This is a genomic window from Pseudoalteromonas luteoviolacea, from assembly GCF_021654285.1.
In the GTDB taxonomy this organism is placed as follows: domain Bacteria; phylum Pseudomonadota; class Gammaproteobacteria; order Enterobacterales; family Alteromonadaceae; genus Pseudoalteromonas; species Pseudoalteromonas luteoviolacea_J.
Window position 1 is genome coordinate 35,630 of record NZ_JAKFZS010000019.1, and the last position, 18,274, is coordinate 53,903.

Here is an 18,274-nt window from a genome sequence, read left to right on the forward strand (position 1 = left end):
TCTAATTTTGGTGTTTTTTGTCTATTTAATCCATTTGTTGTTAATTTTTTATTTGTTTATCGTAAATCTTGAGATTTTTTAAATTTATAAATGAAAATATAGGCATAGTATCTGTATCGAGTAAATTTTAAGCTTTATGTCATGAGACGCTTTTTAAATGGTCGATTATTTAATATTAAGTTATTAAAAATAATGAGTTATATAATTTTTTGTGATTTTTTTTAGTTAATTTCTGATAAAGTCTTGCGTCTTTATAGAGCCTGTCTATGTGCTGTGTGTTGCGTTTATTGAAATTTTAACCGGTTGGAATATGTATAGAGTGTTTTTTAGCGATAGGAAACGTATTGTTTAACTGGTTAGTTACACTAAACTTGATGCTAATGAAGTTTATAGACGGCGCAATTATGACTTTTAAACTAAATAGGTTCGGGAACACCGTACGTTTGAGATAAATATTATGAAAAAAAATCTGCGACTCACTTTGTCTACACTGTCTGCTTTACTGGTAGCTAATACGGTTATTGCAAGTGATTGGTCCTCGACTATTACAGGTGCTTCTGACTATACATTCAACGGTATTAGCCAAACGGAAAATGACTTTGCACTGCAAGCCAGTCTCGATTATAGCAACTCTGAAACTAACTGGTATGCTGGCTCTTGGGCTTCAAATGTTGACTTTGACAATGGGACAGATGTTGAAGCCGACGTCTATTTTGGCAGAACGTGGACGCTTACTGAGTCGCTTAGCCTAGATACTGGGATTGCTTATTATAGTTACCATGGTGGCGATGACTCTAGTGATAGCAATTATCCAGAAGCATACACAAAGTTTGGTTTTGATAATGCACTCGGTACTACTGAATTTAATTTCTGGTATAGCTGGGATTATGCTGGCTTAGATGAAAAACATACCATCACAACCTTATCTCATACATTTGAAGTGGCTGAAAATCACGATATTTCTGTGAGTTATACGGTGTCTAATTATGTCGGCGGAGATGAAACGTGGGATGGCACGGACAGTTCTTATCATCACTATGAAATAGCATACTCCACCAGCTTAGCGGGCTTTGATTTAGCCATTGCTGCTGAAGATACTTCAATTGATTCGGATACATCGGACGAGCGCATTGCGTTTTCAGTGTCTCGAACCTTTGATTTTTAACGTTTAATTATAAAAAAGCCGGATCTACTCCGGCTTTTTTAAGTAATTTTATCGATTACTTTTTAACGATAGCATTGTGATACACGTTTTGTACGTCGTCACAGTCTTCAAGCATGCCCATGAACTTCTCGAAGTTAGCAATATCATCTTCGTTTTCGATTTCTACATGAGTTTGCGGGATCCATGTGATTTCGTCTACTTCGAATGTAATGCCTTCAAATGCTTCAGTTAATGCAGTCTTTGCTTTGAAGTACTCTGTATTAGGTGCAAATACAGATACTTTACCGTCTTCAACTTCGACATCAGTTACGTCAACGTCAGCCATCATTAATGCTTCTAGCACTGCTTCATCATCGTCGCCAGCAAAACCTAAAATAGCAAAATGATCAAACATGTGTGCTACACAGCCCGGGCTACCAATTTTTGAGTCAGTTTTAGTAAACGGTAGGCGTACATCTTTGATTGTACGATTTGGGTTGTCAGTTAAGCAGTCAACGATAACCATACAGTTACCTGGGCCATAACCTTCATAACGTGCTGGTGAGTAGTCTTCGCCAGCGCCACCAGCTGCTTTTTCGATGGCTTTATCAATAACGTGTGCTGGAACCTGATCTTTTTTAGCTTTTTCGATCAAACGACGAAGGGATAGATTTGTTTCAGGGTCTGCGCCGCCATTTTTAGCAACTACATAGATCTCTTTACCATATTTTGAGTTAACTTTAGTTTTTGCCGCTGCCGTTTTTGCCATGGCGTTTTTGCGGACTTCAAATGCTCTACCCATCTTAATTCTCGTTATTTGAAATTCAATTGCACAAGATTCTAACAAGACTCGACGCGTTGGGCTATACCCTATCGGGCATGAGCTTGGTGATAAGACAGGATTATTACGATAAAACGAGTATGTCAGGCTAACAGGTGTTGAAAATTGACGTTGTTTTGCTCTATCAAGGGTAAAAAAGCTTCCCAGTGGCGAAAAACCATGTCTGCTTGCTGCGCGTAATCAGGTGTTACTTCTGGTGTGTATAAACAAGATATCATGCTGGCATTGTTTGCAGCCTCTATGTCGTACAAGTAGTCTCCGACATACATGCACGCACTATTTTTTAATCCCCACTGCTGCGCAACAAGGTTGAGTGCCGCTGGGTTGGGCTTAGCGGGTGCATCATCACGTGTCAAAATAATATCAATAGGCATCTTGCATCGTGCAAGCTTTATTTTTGCTGCTTTTGCAAAATTACGTGTGACGATGGCCATAGGAAAGCCTTTGCTATGAAGCGCATCAATAGATTGCTTAACACCAGGTAAAAACTCTGCTTGATGGGCATCTTGCATCTCATGCTGGTGAATGAGTGACATGGCTTCTTCACGCATGTAGGGAGACGGCAGTGCCTCAATAAACCCGAGCAGATCTTCATCTCTTGGGCAGCCTAGCTGGGCTTTCATCATTGCGAAATCTAAATTGGATGTCACCAAGGTCCCATCCAAGTCAAAAATAATTCCTTTAATCATGTGCTTCTTACCTCGTATTCCGTAGCAAGACACTCTGCCTGCCTTTAACCATAGAGTACGTCATATAAGGTTGCAAAGATCACAGTAAAAAATAATCAACAGATGTCACAGGACTTACCTGAGCGTCATAAAAATTGCGCAATTTATGATGCTCACTAGCGATAAAAGAAAAGCGCGTATCGACTAATTCAACTCGCTTAAATGCATCGAGTGCATGTGTGTAACGTGACTGCGTAAATAAGCTGTTCTTTTAAATTTATATTAAAATTCATATCATTGACTGTTAAAGTAATAAAAAACACCACACAATAACTATAACTAGGGTGTCCACTTTGGCTTATTTAATTACTACTGTCATTCTCATTGCCTGCTGTACCGTATTTTTTATACCCTCTTTTAGACAGTTTACAAAAGCCAATGAACTGGCATGTAACTTCGCACTTACCATGGTCGCAACACTTATTGGTGTATTATTGGCAATAGCCATTAGCAACTACCATGAAGATGAAAAAGAACGCCGTGATTTAATAAAGTTGCTCCATGCTGCAAAAGCAGTAGCGACAGAAAGCCTTGACTATAGTCAAGCGGTGATGGCGTTTTACCAAAAAAATGAGGCGGGTTCTGAGACGAAACATACGAAAGCACAATTTTTTGAAGATAACCCCCTACCCTATCCCGAGTATCTCGATGCATTAATGTCTCAGCAATTGTTTATTAAAAACTTATCTCAAGAGTCACTGAAAGAATTAAGTGAATCACTCATTTTAATGAAGCGCGCAAATACGCACAGACCCGAACTCTTTTTGTCGAATTTAAACTTTGTGCTGTATGTTTTAGAACAAGAGCAGCGCTATCAACAAGGAGAGATTTCACTAAATGAACTGGAAGCAACTTTGCGAGAGCGAGAGGCTCAACTTGAAGAAGAAGGAAGTTAAATTGATATTTAAAATGCCACGTAATGCGAAAGTTCATATAGCAAATACGCTTTTTTGCAGTGCGATGATGGTGTCTGGCTGTAGCTTTGCACAAGGTAGTACGCCAACTTTGTCTACTCAGCAAGTCAATGAAGATATTAGAGAGTTTACTGAGCTTTTAAAGCAAAGGTATGCTTATCTCGATAAAAAAAATGTACACCAAGCATCATTTGATGCTTGTTTGCAAAAGCAAGTCTCTCAAATCAAAACGGTGAATGCGCTATCAGGACACTTGAATCATTGCTTTGAATTTTTTTACGACCAACACAGTGAAATAAGACCGCGTCCTCGAGATTACTACTTGCCTATGCCGACCGCTTTAACTATGTGGGCTGAAGTGAAAAGTGAGACGGCGGTGATCACTTCGATACCGCACAATGGTTATGCTTTTAGAGTTGGTTTTAGAGCTGGCATGACGATTGAAAAAATCGATGGTAAAGCCGTTTTTGATGCCATTAAGGCAGCGAATGTATCTGGGCAGCAAAATGCTCAGACTTGGGTGCTTAACCGTTTGCTAACTGGTACTCGAAACCAAACTATGACAGTGACTGTAAAGTGGCAAGGGCAGTTACAAACCCTCACCATAGATACTCAGCAAGTTGTTGATGAAATCATCAAAGAAAAACCCATATTGACCAGTGAATGGATAGGAGATATTGCTTATATTCGACCCGAAAACAGTCTTGGTAACAATGCGTTGATCCCCGCCTTTGATGAAGCGCTGGCAAAGTATAAAGAAGCATCAGCTTTGATCTTAGACTTACGCAATACGCCAAGTGGCGGTAACAGCGATGTGGCACGTGGCATAATGAGCCGCTTTATCTCTGAGCGTTTTCCCTATCAAGAGCATGAGCTGGTGGCTGTAGAACACGAGTTTGGTGTGAAAAGACGCTGGCAAGAGTTTGTGTACCCTAGAGGCGATAAGACATTTACTAAGCCGTTGGTGGTGCTCAGCAATCGTTGGACAGGGAGTATGGGAGAGGGAATGACCATAGGGTTACACGGTATGCAACGTGCGACTGTCATTGGTACGCCTATGGCGCAGTTGCTAGGTGCTATTTCCGGGCATACACTGACGCACTCTCAGCTAAATGTGGTGATCCCCGTTGAAAAGCTATTTCATATCAATGGCACGCCCAGAGAAGCATTTTTACCTGATATCCTTATCGATCATGTCGGCAATATTGAGAACGAAGATCTTGCGCTAAAGGCTGGCTTACGTTATCTGTCAAAGTTAGCAAGCAAAACCAATTAATAATAAGTTGATTTGAACACATATATTAGTCATTAAACTGATATATGTGTTTGATTCCTCATCATTACTAAATTTGTTGCTATGAAGATAAAAGGAGTTATTTACATTTTGCAGTTATTATCACGCTTTGTTATTCCAATTGCATTATTGAGCTTTATTCTCCAAGCTAATTTTTTGCTCACAGAAAGTGTTGTGAATGGCCAAAAGTTAGTTGCTTGGGGTGGCTTTACAGGTATTGTTGCTGCCTTTATTTACTACTCATTCAAATACAATAAAGCGAAAAAAAGTATGCAATGGCTCATTGAGCAAGAAAAGATGCCATGGTTTCAGCGTAAATCAAACTATGTAATCACGACATGTGGTTATATTTTGTTTGGGATGATATTCGCTATATTGATCAACAATAGTATCAAGATAGAGGATTATCGGATCGATACTTACACAGTTAAGCATGTCGATGAGTTTAAAATGCGTTACAGTTTTATTGAGTACTACACACTTTGGAATGAGGCAAGCACGCTCTATTATCTACCTGAGCATCGAGAGCACTTTAAAGTTGGTCAAATCCTTAAAGTCACAACGCAAAAGGGTGCCCTCGGGTATTTTTATGTTACCCAAGTGTTTTGAAGTGAATGGGTTAGTCACAGCCTACATAACAGCTAAGCTGTGACTTATTCAACTGATACGCAGATGAAGCTTATCCTGCATTAAGCCTCAACATTCCCCTCGTCTCTGGTGCGGGTAACAATTCCTGTTTCGTCTGTGGTTGAGTTTTGAAGTTAGCGACTTGCTGCAGCAAGTGCTGTGCCTGTTGTCTCATGACCTGACTTGCATGCGTTGATTGCTCAACCAAATGCATGTTGTTTTGGGTCTCATTGTCCATTTGCGCTATGGTTGAGGAAACTGCGGCCACGCCTTCTGATTGTTCTTGGCTTGCGGACGTAATTTCTGTGATCATCACATTCACTTCTTTAACGACTTGGATGAGCTGGTTAAAGGTGTCACCTGATGCAGAGACAAGCTGACTCCCTTTGGACACGGCTTGAGAGCTGTCTTGAATGAGCCCTTTAATCTCTTTGGCGGCAGATGCACTGCGCTGCGCTAAATTACGTACTTCACTTGCCACAACGGCAAACCCCCTGCCAGCCTCCCCTGCTCTTGCCGCTTCGACAGAGGCGTTGAGTGCCAGTAAATTGGTCTGAAAGGCAATTTCATCAATGACTCCAATAATATCCGAAATACTATTACTACAGGTTTCGATTTCATTCATGGCTGCAACCGCATTGGAGACCGTTTCCCCCCCTTGTTGTGCCTTCTTCATTACTTCATCTGCGTGATCTGATACATCTTTTGCGCTTTTTGCATTTTGCTGCACGGTGACTGTTAACTCTTCCATGGTAGAAGCTGTTTCCTCAATGCTCGCACCTTGGTTTTCTGTCCGTTTGTTCAGCTCTTGGTTGCCAACGGCGATGCTTTGAGCGCCTTGATATACATTGTTTGAGGCTTCTGTGATTTCTTGTACCATGCTACTTAAGTTATCCATTAAGCTGTTCATGGCGTCTCTCAAAACATTAAATTCAACGCCTAAATCCTCCTCAATGGTATGTGTGAGCTCCCCTTGTGAAAGTGCCATAATCGCCTGCTTGATACTGGAGACAGCATGTTTTCTTGCTGTGATATCCGTGGCGTATTTAACGACCTTAAACGGATTCCCTTCAGCGTCAAAAATGGGATTATAAGAAGCTTGTATCCAAATTGGCTTGCCATTTTTTGCAATGCGCTTGTATTCACCGCTATCGAACTGACCGAGGCGTAAACGCTGCCAAAACGCTTGGTACTCTTCACTGTTTGCATAATCTGTTTCAGCAAACATTTTATGATGTTTCCCTTTGATCTGTGCAAGTGTATAGCCAGTTGTTGCTAAGAAGTTTTCATTGGCATCGATGATGGTGCCATCTAGGTTAAATTCAATCACCGCTTGAGACTTGTGAATGGCGGCAAGCTGCCCTGCAAAATCAGCACTTTGTATTTTTTGTGCGGTAATATCTGTGGCAAATTTAACGACTTTGAAAGGCTTACCATTGGCGTCAAATATCGGGTTATAGGTTGCTTGGATCCAAATCTTTTTACCGTGCTTACCTATACGCTGATACTCTCCAGAATCAAACTTACCCTGATTGAGTTGTTGCCAAAAGTCGCCATATGCTTGGCTTTGAGCGTAATCAGGTTCGGCAAACATACTATGGTGCTGACCTTTGATTTCATCCAGTGTGTAGCCGGTTGTTTTTAAAAAGTTTTCATTAGCATCTATGATGGTGCCATCCATATTAAATTCAATCACGGCTTGGGACTTACTTATCGCTTGGAGTTGACCTTCATAATTGGCCGCTTGACCTTTCTGCTCTGTAATATCTGCAGCATACTTAACGACTTTGAATGGCTTACCACTAAGGTCTAGTATTGGGTTATAAGAGGCTTGGATCCAAACTTCCTTACTGTGCTTGCCCTGACGCAAGTATTCTCCCGTAAAGTAGCGTCCCGCGTTTAAATCAGCCCAAAATGCAGCATATTCAGCACTTGCTGCATACTCTGGGCTGGCAAACATGCTGTGATGTTGACCTTTAATTTCATCTAAGGTGTAACCCATAGTCGATAAAAAATTGTCATTGGCATCTAGGATGGTGCCATCCATATTAAACGCAATCACTGCTTGAGATTTGCTGATGGCTTCAAGCTGCCCTTGATAGTCGGCTGCCTGTAATTTAGTTTGGGTAATATCTGAAGCATATTTTACGACTTTATAAGGATTGCCATTGGCATCAAAAATAGGATTATATGAAGCATGGATCCAAACTTCCTTGCCGCCTTTTGCCAGTCGTTTAAATTCGCCGGTACTAAATTGTCCTTGATTTAGTTGTTGCCAGAATAGTGTGTAATCTTCACTTTGCGCGTATTCAGGCTCTGCAAATAGACAGTGATGCCTGCCAACAACTTCATCAAGTGTGTAGCCCATTACTTTTAAAAAGTTATCATTGGCGTGGATAATCGTGCCATCCATATTAAATTCGATAACCGCTTGGGATTTGCCGATTGCTTCTATTTGCCCAAGTTGGTCAATACTGCTGTTTTTATATTTGGTGATATTGTTGAGTAATAATAATCTACTCTGAGAGCGTGTGGTTTGGTCATAAGTAGAGTGAATATGTACTTGAAACCAAAGTTCCAAGCCCTCTGAGCACCGTAATTGAACTTCTTGGCCGTTTTGCTCATCTAGGCTGAGTCGAGTTTTTATGATGCGACTATAATGTTGATTAATGATGTCACTGTGCTGCGCGCCAATTTGTGTTAAGAAATGTGTACTGGCATGTGTGATTATTCCATCGTCATTGAGTTCTATGATGGACTGATTTTCAAAAAAGACGTTAAGTTTGGCTTCGAGGGAGTGTAATTTCTGACGATCTGTCCTTGATGAAAATATCATAGGGCACCTAATTAATGAATGTTGTTATTAGTCAGAAATATAGTAGAAATTTATCTGCGTGCCACTCGCAAGCTGATTGATAAGCTTTGCGGTTGTTTTGGAGCTTATATGCGTCATTTACATTGGGCTGTGAAACGTAGACAAAGAAAAAAAGCGCACCAAAGGTGCGCCAAAAGTCTTTTAAGACAGGGAAATCAACATGTTAAATAACTACAATAAACGTATCTACAAACTGTAGGTGTATATGTGTTTACTCAACGAGGTAAAGTCTATCTAAAACCTGTGTTGCAATCTCGATGCAGTGTGCAAACCCTTGTGAGTGCGTGTTACGCTTTGTAACTTTCTTTTCAAATACAGCTTTTATGACTACAAAACTTGCCCTAACCTGAACATAGTCGCTTTGACTTCATGGTTTTTTGTTCGTACAGTGATGTTCTTATTTAAGAAACAAAGAATAGACTTACGAATAATAATGCTGCAAGGAAGGGTGTAGATCTATGACTTTACCTGATATTAAATTAACGTCACTGGGGTTACATCATAGTGCCGAACTGTATGATGCAGTAGAGCACAACAGGATGAGCTTAGAGCGCAATTTGCCTTGGGTGAAGCAGGTGACTTGTGTTGATAGTGCACAGCGATATATTGATGAGCGAGTTAACAGTGCTGAGCCAAGTTCAAGGTGGATAGCCATCTCAGTGAACGGTTGCTTCAGTGGTGTCTTTGGTGTGAAGTATATAGACTCGGTAACAAGCCTGTGTGAGGTTGGGTACTGGCTATGTGAGAAGGCTCGAGGACAGCAGGTCATTCCACGAGTTTTAAATGAACTCATTCCCTGGATAAAATCTCAAGGTGCAAAAACACTTGAGTTTCATTGCTTAGAAGACAACATAGCCAGTATTCGAAACGCTGAAAAAGTAGGCGCGATATTGCAAAGTACTGCGCCAACCACGTTGGATATTTCAGATACAACCAGAAAAATGTGTGTTTACGCCCTTAAACTTTAATATAGCTGAGTGCCGTTTTTGCATGACTCTATGGTTCAATCAACAGTATTGGCCTAAAAGGCAATTGGTCTATTGATGCTCCCTGTCGTTAAGGCGCTAAACTTCCTCTAATGGCTCGTATTGATATGCTTTATGCAACAGCGCGTTCAGTGTATCTGAGTCTTTAAAAACAGTACTGTCAATGCCCTTTACAGTTATCCCTGACGTCCATGAGTTCATTACCGCCGCACCGCGGAGCATGTTAAGGTCGGTCAGTTTAAGCTGCATGGTGCGCTGTGGTATCTGAAGTCTGGTGAGTTGTCGTTGCAATATGCTCATCATGGTCCCTTGTAGCATAGGAGCTTTTGGCCAAATAATGGTGTGTCCGTCCCAAAAGACGAGATTCCAAATTGTCCCCTCACTTATCCTTGTTTGCTCGTCAAAAAATATCGCGTCATCAAACCCTTTTTCAATGGCTCTATGTAAATAAAAAGTTTTGCCAATTTCTCCTACATGCTTTATGTCAGGCATAGGTCGCTGGTGTTTAATTGCGGTGAGGTGTAACGGTCCATCAGGACCATTTGAAGGCGCACAGGTACGTACGAGCACTTGCGGAAGCGTGTTCATACTATGAGCAGTAAATTCACCGTGAGAAGAGTACAGAGTGATAGTCAGTGAGCAATCTAATGGGCTTTCTCTAATAGCTTCTCTGATGTAAGTGCGTATCTGCTGGTCTGAGAGCGCGTTATTAAATAACTTTTGCGACGCTTTACGCAGACGCGTTAAGTGTATGTCCATACCTCTGACTTTACCTTCCCTGACTTGCATCGCACTGAAGTGCGCAAAGCCAGAAAATGCTAAAGGGTTAAGTGCCGAGTTGGTTTGATACTCACCATTGATAAATGTATTTTCTGAGAATTCATTATTAGTCATTGTGTTACTTCCATTGAGTCCATATTTAGAAGCCAATACGATAAACCCTGACAGTGCTGTTAGGGTCAAGGAGTAAAGATGAGAATTGGTGAACTATCTGAGCAAACCGGTGTGAGTGTGCGCATGCTTCGGTATTACGAAGAGCAAGGGCTGTTAACGCCACGTCGTACCGTCGCAGGGTATCGCGACTATGATCAGCGTGAGGTATTGACGTTAGAGCGCATTAAATTGCTTAGTTCAGCGGGTATGACGCTAAGTACCATATTGCACTTTTTACCTTGTATTAGAGGCGAGCGGCCCATTTTTGAACCTTGTGATGAGTTAAGAGTGCTATTACACAGCCAGCTAAGAGAGGTCGATGAAAAAGCCGCGCGTTTAGCAAAAAATCGAGCCGTGCTAAGTGGATTTATACAAGAAATTGAAGCGGCTGATAATGTATAAGTTCGCTTTTTTATCGTGCAAGTTTTAGCTGGTCGATAAATTTACGTACCTTTGGAATATGTATGATGTCACGATGTACCAATATCCAAGTGTTCACCTGCCACATGTCGCCTATGGGTAATATGTGTAGCATTGGGTTGTTTTGTGCAGCTTCTTTTGTACTAACAGAGATCCCACACCCAGCATGCAGCGCATAGTCGAGTACTTGGTGAGCATTGCTGGTGGTGACAATTTGACTTTTTTCTACCTGAGTGTGGATCCATTCATTCCAAGGCAAATGTGCAATACGTTCGGAATTGGCGATAAATTTATGTTGTGACCAATTGTCTTTTGTTGGCAGGCCATGTTGTTCTACATATTTTTGATGCACACACATGACCACTTCGATGCACTGGAATGGGATCACGATGTTATCAAGTGTGTGCGGCTTCTCACCCATCCGAATGGCTAAGTCTGCTTCTCCATACTCTAATGCATACTTTCGTATATCACCCAATATTTCGAATCTGACGTTTGGGTATTGCGCTTGGAATTGATTTATCACAGGAAACAATAACTCGGCTAGCTCATTGACACAGGTGATTTTAAGCACACCATTCATCATAGCATCTGGGTTTGTTGTTTTGTCGACAAACTGATTAAATCGTATGTCTGTGATCTCCCCCAACCGCATTACTTCCAGCCCTGCCTCTGTTGGAATATACCCTTTGTCATTGCGCTGAAAGAGCTTGATGCCTAAGTGCGCTTCTAAGCTATCTATTTGCCGCATGACTGTTGAGCGGTGTATGCCCAGATCGGTTGCCGTGGCGCTAAGTGTCCCCAGTTTGGCCAGTCGGTAGGCGGTTTTAAACTCTGTCCATTTGTCCATGATCTGTCTCTGTTGCATATATGCACATAAGGGTATTTTAAATACGCATTAAAAACAAATTTGCAACGGTATATGCTACGTCTCAATAAGTGAATTGAGGTAAGAGAGATGAAAACGCAAGTACTGATCATTGATGGTGGTTTTGGTGGCGTCGCGACTGCGCAGAAACTACATAAAAGTGGTGTGCAGACCATACTTGTAGACAAGAAAGATTACTTTGAGGTGACTTATGCTGTGCTCAGAGAGTCTACAGCACAGGGCCAATTTAAGGGGAAATCACGGCGATATTATCGAGATATTTTGGCCTGTCAGTTTGTTCAAAGTGGTGTGAAAACCCTTCAAGATAATACTGTGTTGCTAGAAAATGACGAGCGTATTGAGTTTGAACAGGTTGTAATTGCTAGTGGGTCTAGATATCCGACTTTGCCATTGGCCAAGAGCATGGATGCACATAGCTTAAATGACAGAGAGTCTGAGCTTAGACAGCATTATGTGCAGCTCAAAGACGCAACTGAGATATTAATCATAGGCGGCGGTGTCGTTGGCGTAGAGCTGGCTGGTGAAATTGCTTATACCTTTAAAGATAAAGTGGTTACCTTAGCCCACAATGATAAAGCACTACTTTATGGCTTTAGTCAAAAAGCACAGCGAAAAGCGCATCAACAGCTGGAAGAGCTAGGTGTACAAGTCAAGTTAAATAGTGATTATCAGCCATGTACAAAAACTCTGGGTTACCAAGATAAGGGCTCTGAAGATGTGTTAAAACCAGACATGGTGTTATGTGCGACGGGTACCAAACCGAACAACGCATTCTTGCAAGAAAACTTCTCACATATACTTAATTATAAAGGTTTGATCGTGGTAAATGATAGGCTTCAAGTTGTGGGCCAAGATAACTTTTATGCCTTGGGTGATATTGCCGATGTGGGTGAGGCTAAACTGGGTTATTTGGCTGTAGAGCAAGGTAAATACTTGGCTAAAAGTATTGTGCGAAAGCGCCAAGGTAAGTCGGTAAAAGCATACAAACGCCATTATTCACCTCAGCCTGCAAGCACCTAGTTAATATCAAACAAAAAGATTTGTTTATTACTAAGACCTATAAAGCGTTTGCAAGGTAATATGTGGTATTGCAGGGTCGTTGTGCTGTGCTTTTGATGATTATTCATCTATCAATTTAAGGTCGGTGCTTAAACTGATAATTGTATCGATTTAATGGTTGAGTTAGTAAAATTTACACCTGAGTGCTTAGTAGTTTCGGGCTGCCAGAAAACCCAAACTTTTCGTATAGGCTGTGCGCATCATCAGTGACGAGGAATTTAAATTTAGCGCACCAACGTGGATCATTGACGATCGTATCAGTAAGCCATATTCCGAGTCCTTGAGATCTATGATCTGGGTGAATGATCAGATCGGCGATGTAGGCAACCGTTGCAAAATCAGTGACGACTCTTGCAAAGCCTATTTGGTGATCTTGATAAAAGAGTGAAAAGCATTCACTGTTTATTATCGAGGTTTTGATGGTCTCTAAGTCGCGTTTGCTCGCCCAGTAGGAGCTTCTCAGTAATGACTTAACCTGATCGAGTTGAATCTCTTCCCGTACATCACTAATTAGATAATCGTCTTTTTTGTATTGCATGATCTTTGATGCCTATATTGTTTTTATTTTAATCAGTAGAGTGCACGATTTTTTGATGTAAGCCAAGTGCAGGATAAGTATTTAGACTTTTGGAAAAGAGTTTAGAGCGGCAAATTATCATGCCACTCACTAACATTATATTTGGTTATGCTAGTGAGTTGGCTGTATAAGAAGTTATCCGCCACATGGGCTACACACGGCCCATGAGTTACAAGTACCATCTAAATGGGCAACTAATTCACTTAGTCTGGCCTGCTCTTGGCCGACAAACTCATGGGTGACTTTATTTTGTGTTGTAAATAAGACATAACCCGGTGCATCACCCTGTTCAATGTCTTCTGGATCTGACTCTATAAAATCTGCGCCGTGTAATTTTTCAGATATTTCATTTTGTTGGTGTTCGCTCAGCGGCCAAGTCTTAAATTCCAGATAAAACTCAATCGTGTGTGTGGAGCCAAAATCAAAGCCTCTTTCGTCTAGTACTTTGAGTACTTCTCCATCGGCATCAGCTGGCCAAGTGTGTGTATCTGTCATGAATTCGCGCTTTCCTACTTATTGCTCTATCAATATAAGTCGTATGACAAGTCGATAAATTTAGTGTTTTTGGCGATTTATCGAAAATAGTAAGGCCAGACCAATTATGTCAGGTTTGAAAGTTACTAGGATTTATATACATCCTTGGTTTTCAGCATGTCATATATGCGTTTCTCTCTGACTTCATCAAAGCCGACCTCTCGCACGTAATCTTTGGGGTTTGAAAATGTGCCAAATAGCAAATCCCACAGGGCAAGTCCGTAATTTTGTTTGTGATGCATGTGTTTGTGATGGACTCTATGCATTTCGGGTCGTTGAATAATAAAGCCCACCCAGAAAGGCGTTTTTAAATCTGCATGGATATAAATATTATAAACAGCGGCGATGATTAGGCTGACGCCAGTGCCGTATGCATTTAGCCCTAGTATTAGATAACAACACATGGCGTTGAGCAAGGTAGCAGCAACACTGTCAAAGGGGTGTAAGTAAAAGGCAGAGAGTGATTCTATACGGCGAGGACTATGATGCAACTGATGAAAAGTACGCCATAAAAAATCAAATTTATGCATCGCCCTATGCCACCAATACGCAACAAAGCTGGTTAACATAAACCCGAGCACACCTTGGGTGAGTATATTTGTTGACCCTAAATTCAATAACGATATGTGATTAAATAGATCGGTGAATATCAGCCCTGCGCCGATTGCACTCATGGATTGAAAGAAGCTAATGCTAGATGCAAGGATCAGCCAGCGATGATCGCAGCTATTTTTAGATGCGGGTGCAATGACTTCAAGGGTAAAAACACCTATAAATGTCACAACAATGATGAGTAATGTAAGAAGTTCCATTTTTTATTTTGTTATTTTGGCAGTCAATAATACGATAAGGCTACAATAAATAGCTGTACGTCTTCTGTTCAAACCACATTACCTAAATTTGCCACTAAATACTATCGAAGGTTTTAAGCTAATTCTGTTTATATCAATCATAGGTGCTTGATGTTGAATTTGGCGTAGCATACTTTTGAAAGGCTCTATTTTTTCACTGGTATCGAAATGCAAAGGGGCTTTACACCCCTATTACACCCAAGTCATGCAATTTGATGAATGTGACTGAGAGGTAATATACGTGAGCTTAATAGGCTCCGTCACTGTAGATCAACTCATAACTGTGGCTATAAATTTCTAGGATATTGCCAAATGGGTCTTCCATATAAATCATGCGATATGGCTTTTCACCGGGATAGTAGTATCGAGGTGCTGCCATGCGCTTTTTGCCACCAGCTGCGACAATGCGCTCGGCAAGCTCTTCAACATTCGGGTCTTGTACACAAAAATGAAAGATACCGGTTTTCCAATACTCAAAGTTGTCATCTGGGTTAGTTTGGTTTTTGAATTGAAATAACTCTACGCCAATTCTGTCACCCGTTGATAAATGCGCAATTCTAAAGCTGTCCCAATTTGCACCAAATACATCGGTACACATTTGGCCAATGGCGCTGTTGTCTTCAGTGACCTCTGTGGGTTTCATGATTAAATACCAACCCAATACTTGGGTATAAAACTCAACTGCCTTTTCAAGATCTGGTACTGAAATACCAATATGGGAAAAATTTCTGGGATAAACCTTGTTCATAAAATATGCTCCTCACTGTGATGTGAGCAGGTTACAAATCAATTTTCATCAAGTAAAATTATCAATAATTATAATTTTGAGTACAAAGTGTAATGATTAATTTGATCTGGCTGCGCACTTTTTGCACCTTGGTTGACGTTGGCCATTTCACACGCACCGCACAACAGCTTCACATGACACAATCAGGTGTGAGCCAACATATTAACAAGCTAGAGCAACAGTTGGGCAAAACACTGCTGTTGCGTGAAGGAAAGCAATTTTCACTTTCAGAAGCTGGTGAAAAGTTATATGTGCATGGGCAAGATATTCTTCATGGGGTAGCTTCGTTGGAAAAGCTTATTGGGGAAGACCCTGCTTACAAAGGCAACGTGCGAGTAATGTCACCAGGTAGTGTGGGGTTAAAGCTGTATCCGAGCCTTCTGAATTTACAGCAGCGCTATCGCGACCTCACGATTGATTATCGTTTTGCTCCTAATCGTGAAATCGAGCAGGCCATTGCTAGTAAACACACCGATATTGGTTTGATGAGTAAAAAGTCCAGTGATGCCAACGTGCACTGTGAAGCCATTGCTCAGGAGCAACTATTACTTGTGACGCCAAAAAACTTGGGCTCACTTGATTGGCAGTCGCTGAGTACTTTGGGCTATATCAACCATCCTGATGGCAGTCATCATGCAGAGTTATTACTTGGCACTAATTTTCCTGAGTTCCAACATATTGACTTACTAATGAATAAAGGGTTTTCAAATCAAATTGGGTTAATTTTAGAGCCTGTCGCACGAGGTTTTGGGTTTACGGTACTGCCTGCTCATGCTGTCGCTGCCTTTGCACAGCCTGAGCTTATTGCGGCGCACCCTTTAACACATCCTGTTTATGAGACCGTTTATCTAGGTACACATCGAAATACAGCGCAGCCACAACGTATCAGTGTTCTGATTAATGAGATTAAAGGGTGTTTGGGGAGCAGCGCAAATGGGTGATGTATAGAAGCGCCACCATTTCCCTTACGTTTATATACTGCGCAGCATTTTTTGGAAGAAGCTGTCGAGCTCAACGACTCTATTTTGTTCTAACGGCGGCGCTTTTTTACTGCCTTTAAATTGACTCAGCTGCGTTTCAATAAATGCGTCCAGTTCGGGGATCTTTGGGCCCAGTGTTTTTTCTGTTGCGCGCTTTTTCTCAGCGACGAGTGAGCAAATCTTATCGAGTAATATGGTGTCTTCAATCACCTCTTTTGCCAAAGCTTCAAACTCGATAGGTGGTGGACAATTAAAGCGCTCTATCCATTTTACCGCGCATAGTGCACGCAACACGTAGAGATACTTCTTATGCGATACTAAGTCGGCCCTTAAATGTTCACGATGGTTGTTTTTTGCCATATTAAAATAGTGGTAAATACCACGGTCAACTCTATAGTGCGCTTTAAAGAGAGACATGGCTTGATGCTTAAAATTATCGCAATTGACATACACTATAGAGGACTGCAGCCACTCTCCGATCGCAGGGTTTGATGCGTGCAGCAGTTTAAGTGCTTTGCGTAGCTCCCAGCCATTGATGTCGATGTCATCAACTATGGGGTATTCAATAACATCTCTTTTATTTTCTAGCATCACCGACAAGTACCAGTCTTGCTTGTGAACATAGATAAAGCGTACATCAAAGTCGCTATTTGGGGACTCAAACCCCCATGCACGACTGCCCGATTCAATGGCGTAAAGGACCTTTACATTGTACTCGCGCTCTGCGTTTTTGATCCGAGCCATAATTTCATCATGGATTTCTGGTGCAATTTTATTTGTTTTTTCAGTCATGACTAATCCAAATACACCTTCCAAAGTGTGTCACTGAGCTGCTGGGTCTTGATACAAACTCCGCTGAGCTGTGAAATCACATCGATGTTGGTAACTGTATGGCTACTGAGCTCATTGGTGGTAAAACTGCCTCTGCCTGCCAATGCCATGGGTAACAAAAGTTGATCAGCCAAATGTTCTTCTATCGCAGCTCCCGATCTTAGATAGTGTTTGAGTGACTTCACTGTTCGCCTAGCGACTTGCTCTGCGCGAAGGCCAAGCTCACCCATTTGCTCGAACATGGCTATTTGGTGTTTATTCCCGACACTCAGATGAAAACTATTACCCTGTCCAAATGCTTTTGTCTCAAGTACCTCTGTATTTGGCGCATGCCATCCTAATAGTTGTTTTGCTTCTTCTATCTCTCGCTTTGCCACCGAATGCTTAACCCCTGCAATGATGGATAAAGCACGGCACAGGCTTTGTTGTTGTTCAAGTTCTGCGCCCGGCTTTTCGAACATACACGCAGATAAGCCTTCGATTGGAGTGATGTCAATTTGCCAGCTCCCTCCTCCGGCAGGGAAAAAGCCTAACTTGTGAGTGCTAATTTTGCAGTCTAGCCCCATAGATTTGAGCGCAGGTAAAAATGACTGCTCAAAAAAGGTTAATGATGGCGACATACCATTGTGCGTTCCACCGTGCAGGATGACTGTAGATGCTTTCCCTGCGAGCGCAAGAGGCAATAAAACAGTTTGGCAAACCAGTACTGTGCTACCGGCAGTGCCTATTTTAAATTCATATTCCCCGGGCTTGGTAGTAGCAGGCGTAAATTTAATGTGCTGTGAGCCTAACTCTGCGCCTTCAACAATCGCATCACAGATTTGCTGTGCTGCGAGTACACACGTTAAGTGCTGTCGCATCAGCCCCGGCTTCTTCCTACCTGCGCGAATTTTTTGAATTTCTATGGGCTGATTTAATAGCATAGATAAGCTTAATGCGGTTCTTAAAATTTGTCCGCCGCCCTCGCCTTTAGAGCCATCAATTATAATTGTTTTTTTGTTCAT

Annotated in this window: 19 protein-coding genes; 8 read left to right on the forward strand and 11 right to left on the reverse strand. The window is 41.6% G+C overall.

Annotated features, from left to right (window positions below; genetic code table 11):
- Positions 1–457 precede the first annotated feature (457 nt).
- Positions 458–1,165 carry a TorF family putative porin gene (locus tag L1077_RS17520; protein ID WP_237138256.1) on the forward strand — a complete coding sequence of 236 codons (708 nt, stop codon included), beginning with the start codon at positions 458–460 and terminating at the stop codon, positions 1,163–1,165.
- A gap of 55 nt (positions 1,166–1,220) precedes the next feature.
- Here the strand turns inward: L1077_RS17520 and L1077_RS17525 are convergent, their stop codons facing one another.
- Both L1077_RS17525 and L1077_RS17530 read right to left on the reverse strand, forming a co-directional pair.
- Entirely contained in the window at positions 1,221–1,946 is a 726-nt protein-coding gene (locus L1077_RS17525; protein ID WP_039610508.1) for a YebC/PmpR family DNA-binding transcriptional regulator, read from the reverse strand.
- A gap of 122 nt (positions 1,947–2,068) precedes the next feature.
- Complete coding sequence (locus L1077_RS17530) at positions 2,069–2,674, reverse strand: HAD family hydrolase (protein WP_063364218.1); 606 nt, start codon at positions 2,672–2,674, stop codon at positions 2,069–2,071.
- 332 nt (positions 2,675–3,006) lie between these two features.
- On the opposite strand from L1077_RS17530, the gene L1077_RS17535 reads away from it, so the two are divergent.
- From L1077_RS17535 to L1077_RS17545, 3 genes are all read left to right on the forward strand, one after another.
- Positions 3,007–3,609 carry a hypothetical protein gene (locus tag L1077_RS17535; RefSeq protein ID WP_237138257.1) on the forward strand — a complete coding sequence of 201 codons (603 nt, stop codon included), beginning with the start codon at positions 3,007–3,009 and terminating at the stop codon, positions 3,607–3,609.
- 1 nt (position 3,610) lies between these two features.
- Positions 3,611–4,903: a S41 family peptidase gene (locus tag L1077_RS17540; protein WP_237138258.1), complete on the forward strand. Its 1,293-nt coding sequence runs from the start codon at positions 3,611–3,613 to the stop codon at positions 4,901–4,903.
- A gap of 108 nt (positions 4,904–5,011) precedes the next feature.
- On the forward strand, positions 5,012–5,530 hold the full coding sequence (locus L1077_RS17545) for a hypothetical protein (RefSeq protein WP_237138259.1): 519 nt from the start codon (positions 5,012–5,014) through the stop codon (positions 5,528–5,530).
- A 70-nt stretch (positions 5,531–5,600) separates the two neighbouring features.
- Here the strand turns inward: L1077_RS17545 and L1077_RS17550 are convergent, their stop codons facing one another.
- Positions 5,601–8,384, reverse strand: a complete 2,784-nt coding sequence (locus L1077_RS17550) for a methyl-accepting chemotaxis protein (protein ID WP_237138260.1) — start codon at positions 8,382–8,384, stop codon at positions 5,601–5,603.
- A gap of 497 nt (positions 8,385–8,881) precedes the next feature.
- On the opposite strand from L1077_RS17550, the gene L1077_RS17555 reads away from it, so the two are divergent.
- Positions 8,882–9,391 (forward strand): GNAT family N-acetyltransferase, encoded by a 510-nt coding sequence (locus L1077_RS17555; protein ID WP_237138261.1) that lies wholly within the window; start codon positions 8,882–8,884, stop codon positions 9,389–9,391.
- Positions 9,392–9,487: 96 nt separating this feature from the next.
- Here the strand turns inward: L1077_RS17555 and L1077_RS17560 are convergent, their stop codons facing one another.
- Positions 9,488–10,303, reverse strand: coding sequence for an aminotransferase class IV family protein (locus L1077_RS17560; RefSeq protein ID WP_237138262.1), 816 nt, complete (start codon positions 10,301–10,303; stop codon positions 9,488–9,490).
- Between the two features lie 78 nt (positions 10,304–10,381).
- Here L1077_RS17560 and L1077_RS17565 point away from each other — a divergent pair, with 78 nt between their 5' ends.
- Positions 10,382–10,744 carry a MerR family transcriptional regulator gene (locus tag L1077_RS17565; RefSeq protein WP_237138263.1) on the forward strand — a complete coding sequence of 121 codons (363 nt, stop codon included), beginning with the start codon at positions 10,382–10,384 and terminating at the stop codon, positions 10,742–10,744.
- A gap of 10 nt (positions 10,745–10,754) precedes the next feature.
- Here L1077_RS17565 and L1077_RS17570 read toward each other — a convergent pair whose 3' ends face one another.
- Positions 10,755–11,612, reverse strand: coding sequence for a LysR family transcriptional regulator (locus L1077_RS17570; protein WP_237138264.1), 858 nt, complete (start codon positions 11,610–11,612; stop codon positions 10,755–10,757).
- Between the two features lie 108 nt (positions 11,613–11,720).
- Here L1077_RS17570 and L1077_RS17575 point away from each other — a divergent pair, with 108 nt between their 5' ends.
- Positions 11,721–12,671, forward strand: coding sequence for an NAD(P)/FAD-dependent oxidoreductase (locus tag L1077_RS17575; protein WP_237138265.1), 951 nt, complete (start codon positions 11,721–11,723; stop codon positions 12,669–12,671).
- A 172-nt stretch (positions 12,672–12,843) separates the two neighbouring features.
- Here L1077_RS17575 and L1077_RS17580 read toward each other — a convergent pair whose 3' ends face one another.
- The 4 genes from L1077_RS17580 to L1077_RS17595 form a co-directional block, all read right to left on the reverse strand.
- The gene (locus tag L1077_RS17580; RefSeq protein ID WP_237138266.1) at positions 12,844–13,248 is read right to left on the reverse strand and encodes a GNAT family N-acetyltransferase; all 405 of its coding nucleotides are present in this window, start codon (positions 13,246–13,248) and stop codon (positions 12,844–12,846) included.
- Between the two features lie 174 nt (positions 13,249–13,422).
- Positions 13,423–13,782 carry a ribonuclease E inhibitor RraB gene (locus L1077_RS17585; protein WP_237138267.1) on the reverse strand — a complete coding sequence of 120 codons (360 nt, stop codon included), beginning with the start codon at positions 13,780–13,782 and terminating at the stop codon, positions 13,423–13,425.
- Between the two features lie 125 nt (positions 13,783–13,907).
- On the reverse strand, positions 13,908–14,633 hold the full coding sequence (locus L1077_RS17590) for a sterol desaturase family protein (RefSeq protein ID WP_237138268.1): 726 nt from the start codon (positions 14,631–14,633) through the stop codon (positions 13,908–13,910).
- A 286-nt stretch (positions 14,634–14,919) separates the two neighbouring features.
- The gene (locus L1077_RS17595; RefSeq protein ID WP_237138269.1) at positions 14,920–15,420 is read right to left on the reverse strand and encodes a lactoylglutathione lyase family protein; all 501 of its coding nucleotides are present in this window, start codon (positions 15,418–15,420) and stop codon (positions 14,920–14,922) included.
- Positions 15,421–15,512: 92 nt separating this feature from the next.
- Between L1077_RS17595 and L1077_RS17600 the strand changes: the two genes are divergently transcribed.
- Positions 15,513–16,400: a LysR family transcriptional regulator gene (locus L1077_RS17600; RefSeq protein WP_237138270.1), complete on the forward strand. Its 888-nt coding sequence runs from the start codon at positions 15,513–15,515 to the stop codon at positions 16,398–16,400.
- 30 nt (positions 16,401–16,430) lie between these two features.
- On the opposite strand, the gene L1077_RS17605 is transcribed toward L1077_RS17600, so the two are convergent.
- Both L1077_RS17605 and rtcA read right to left on the reverse strand, forming a co-directional pair.
- A complete protein-coding gene (locus tag L1077_RS17605; protein WP_237138271.1) occupies positions 16,431–17,231 on the reverse strand; it encodes a nucleotidyltransferase domain-containing protein in 801 nt (266 codons plus the stop codon).
- Between the two features lie 2 nt (positions 17,232–17,233).
- Positions 17,234–18,274, reverse strand: coding sequence for an RNA 3'-terminal phosphate cyclase (rtcA, locus tag L1077_RS17610; protein WP_237138272.1), 1,041 nt, complete (start codon positions 18,272–18,274; stop codon positions 17,234–17,236).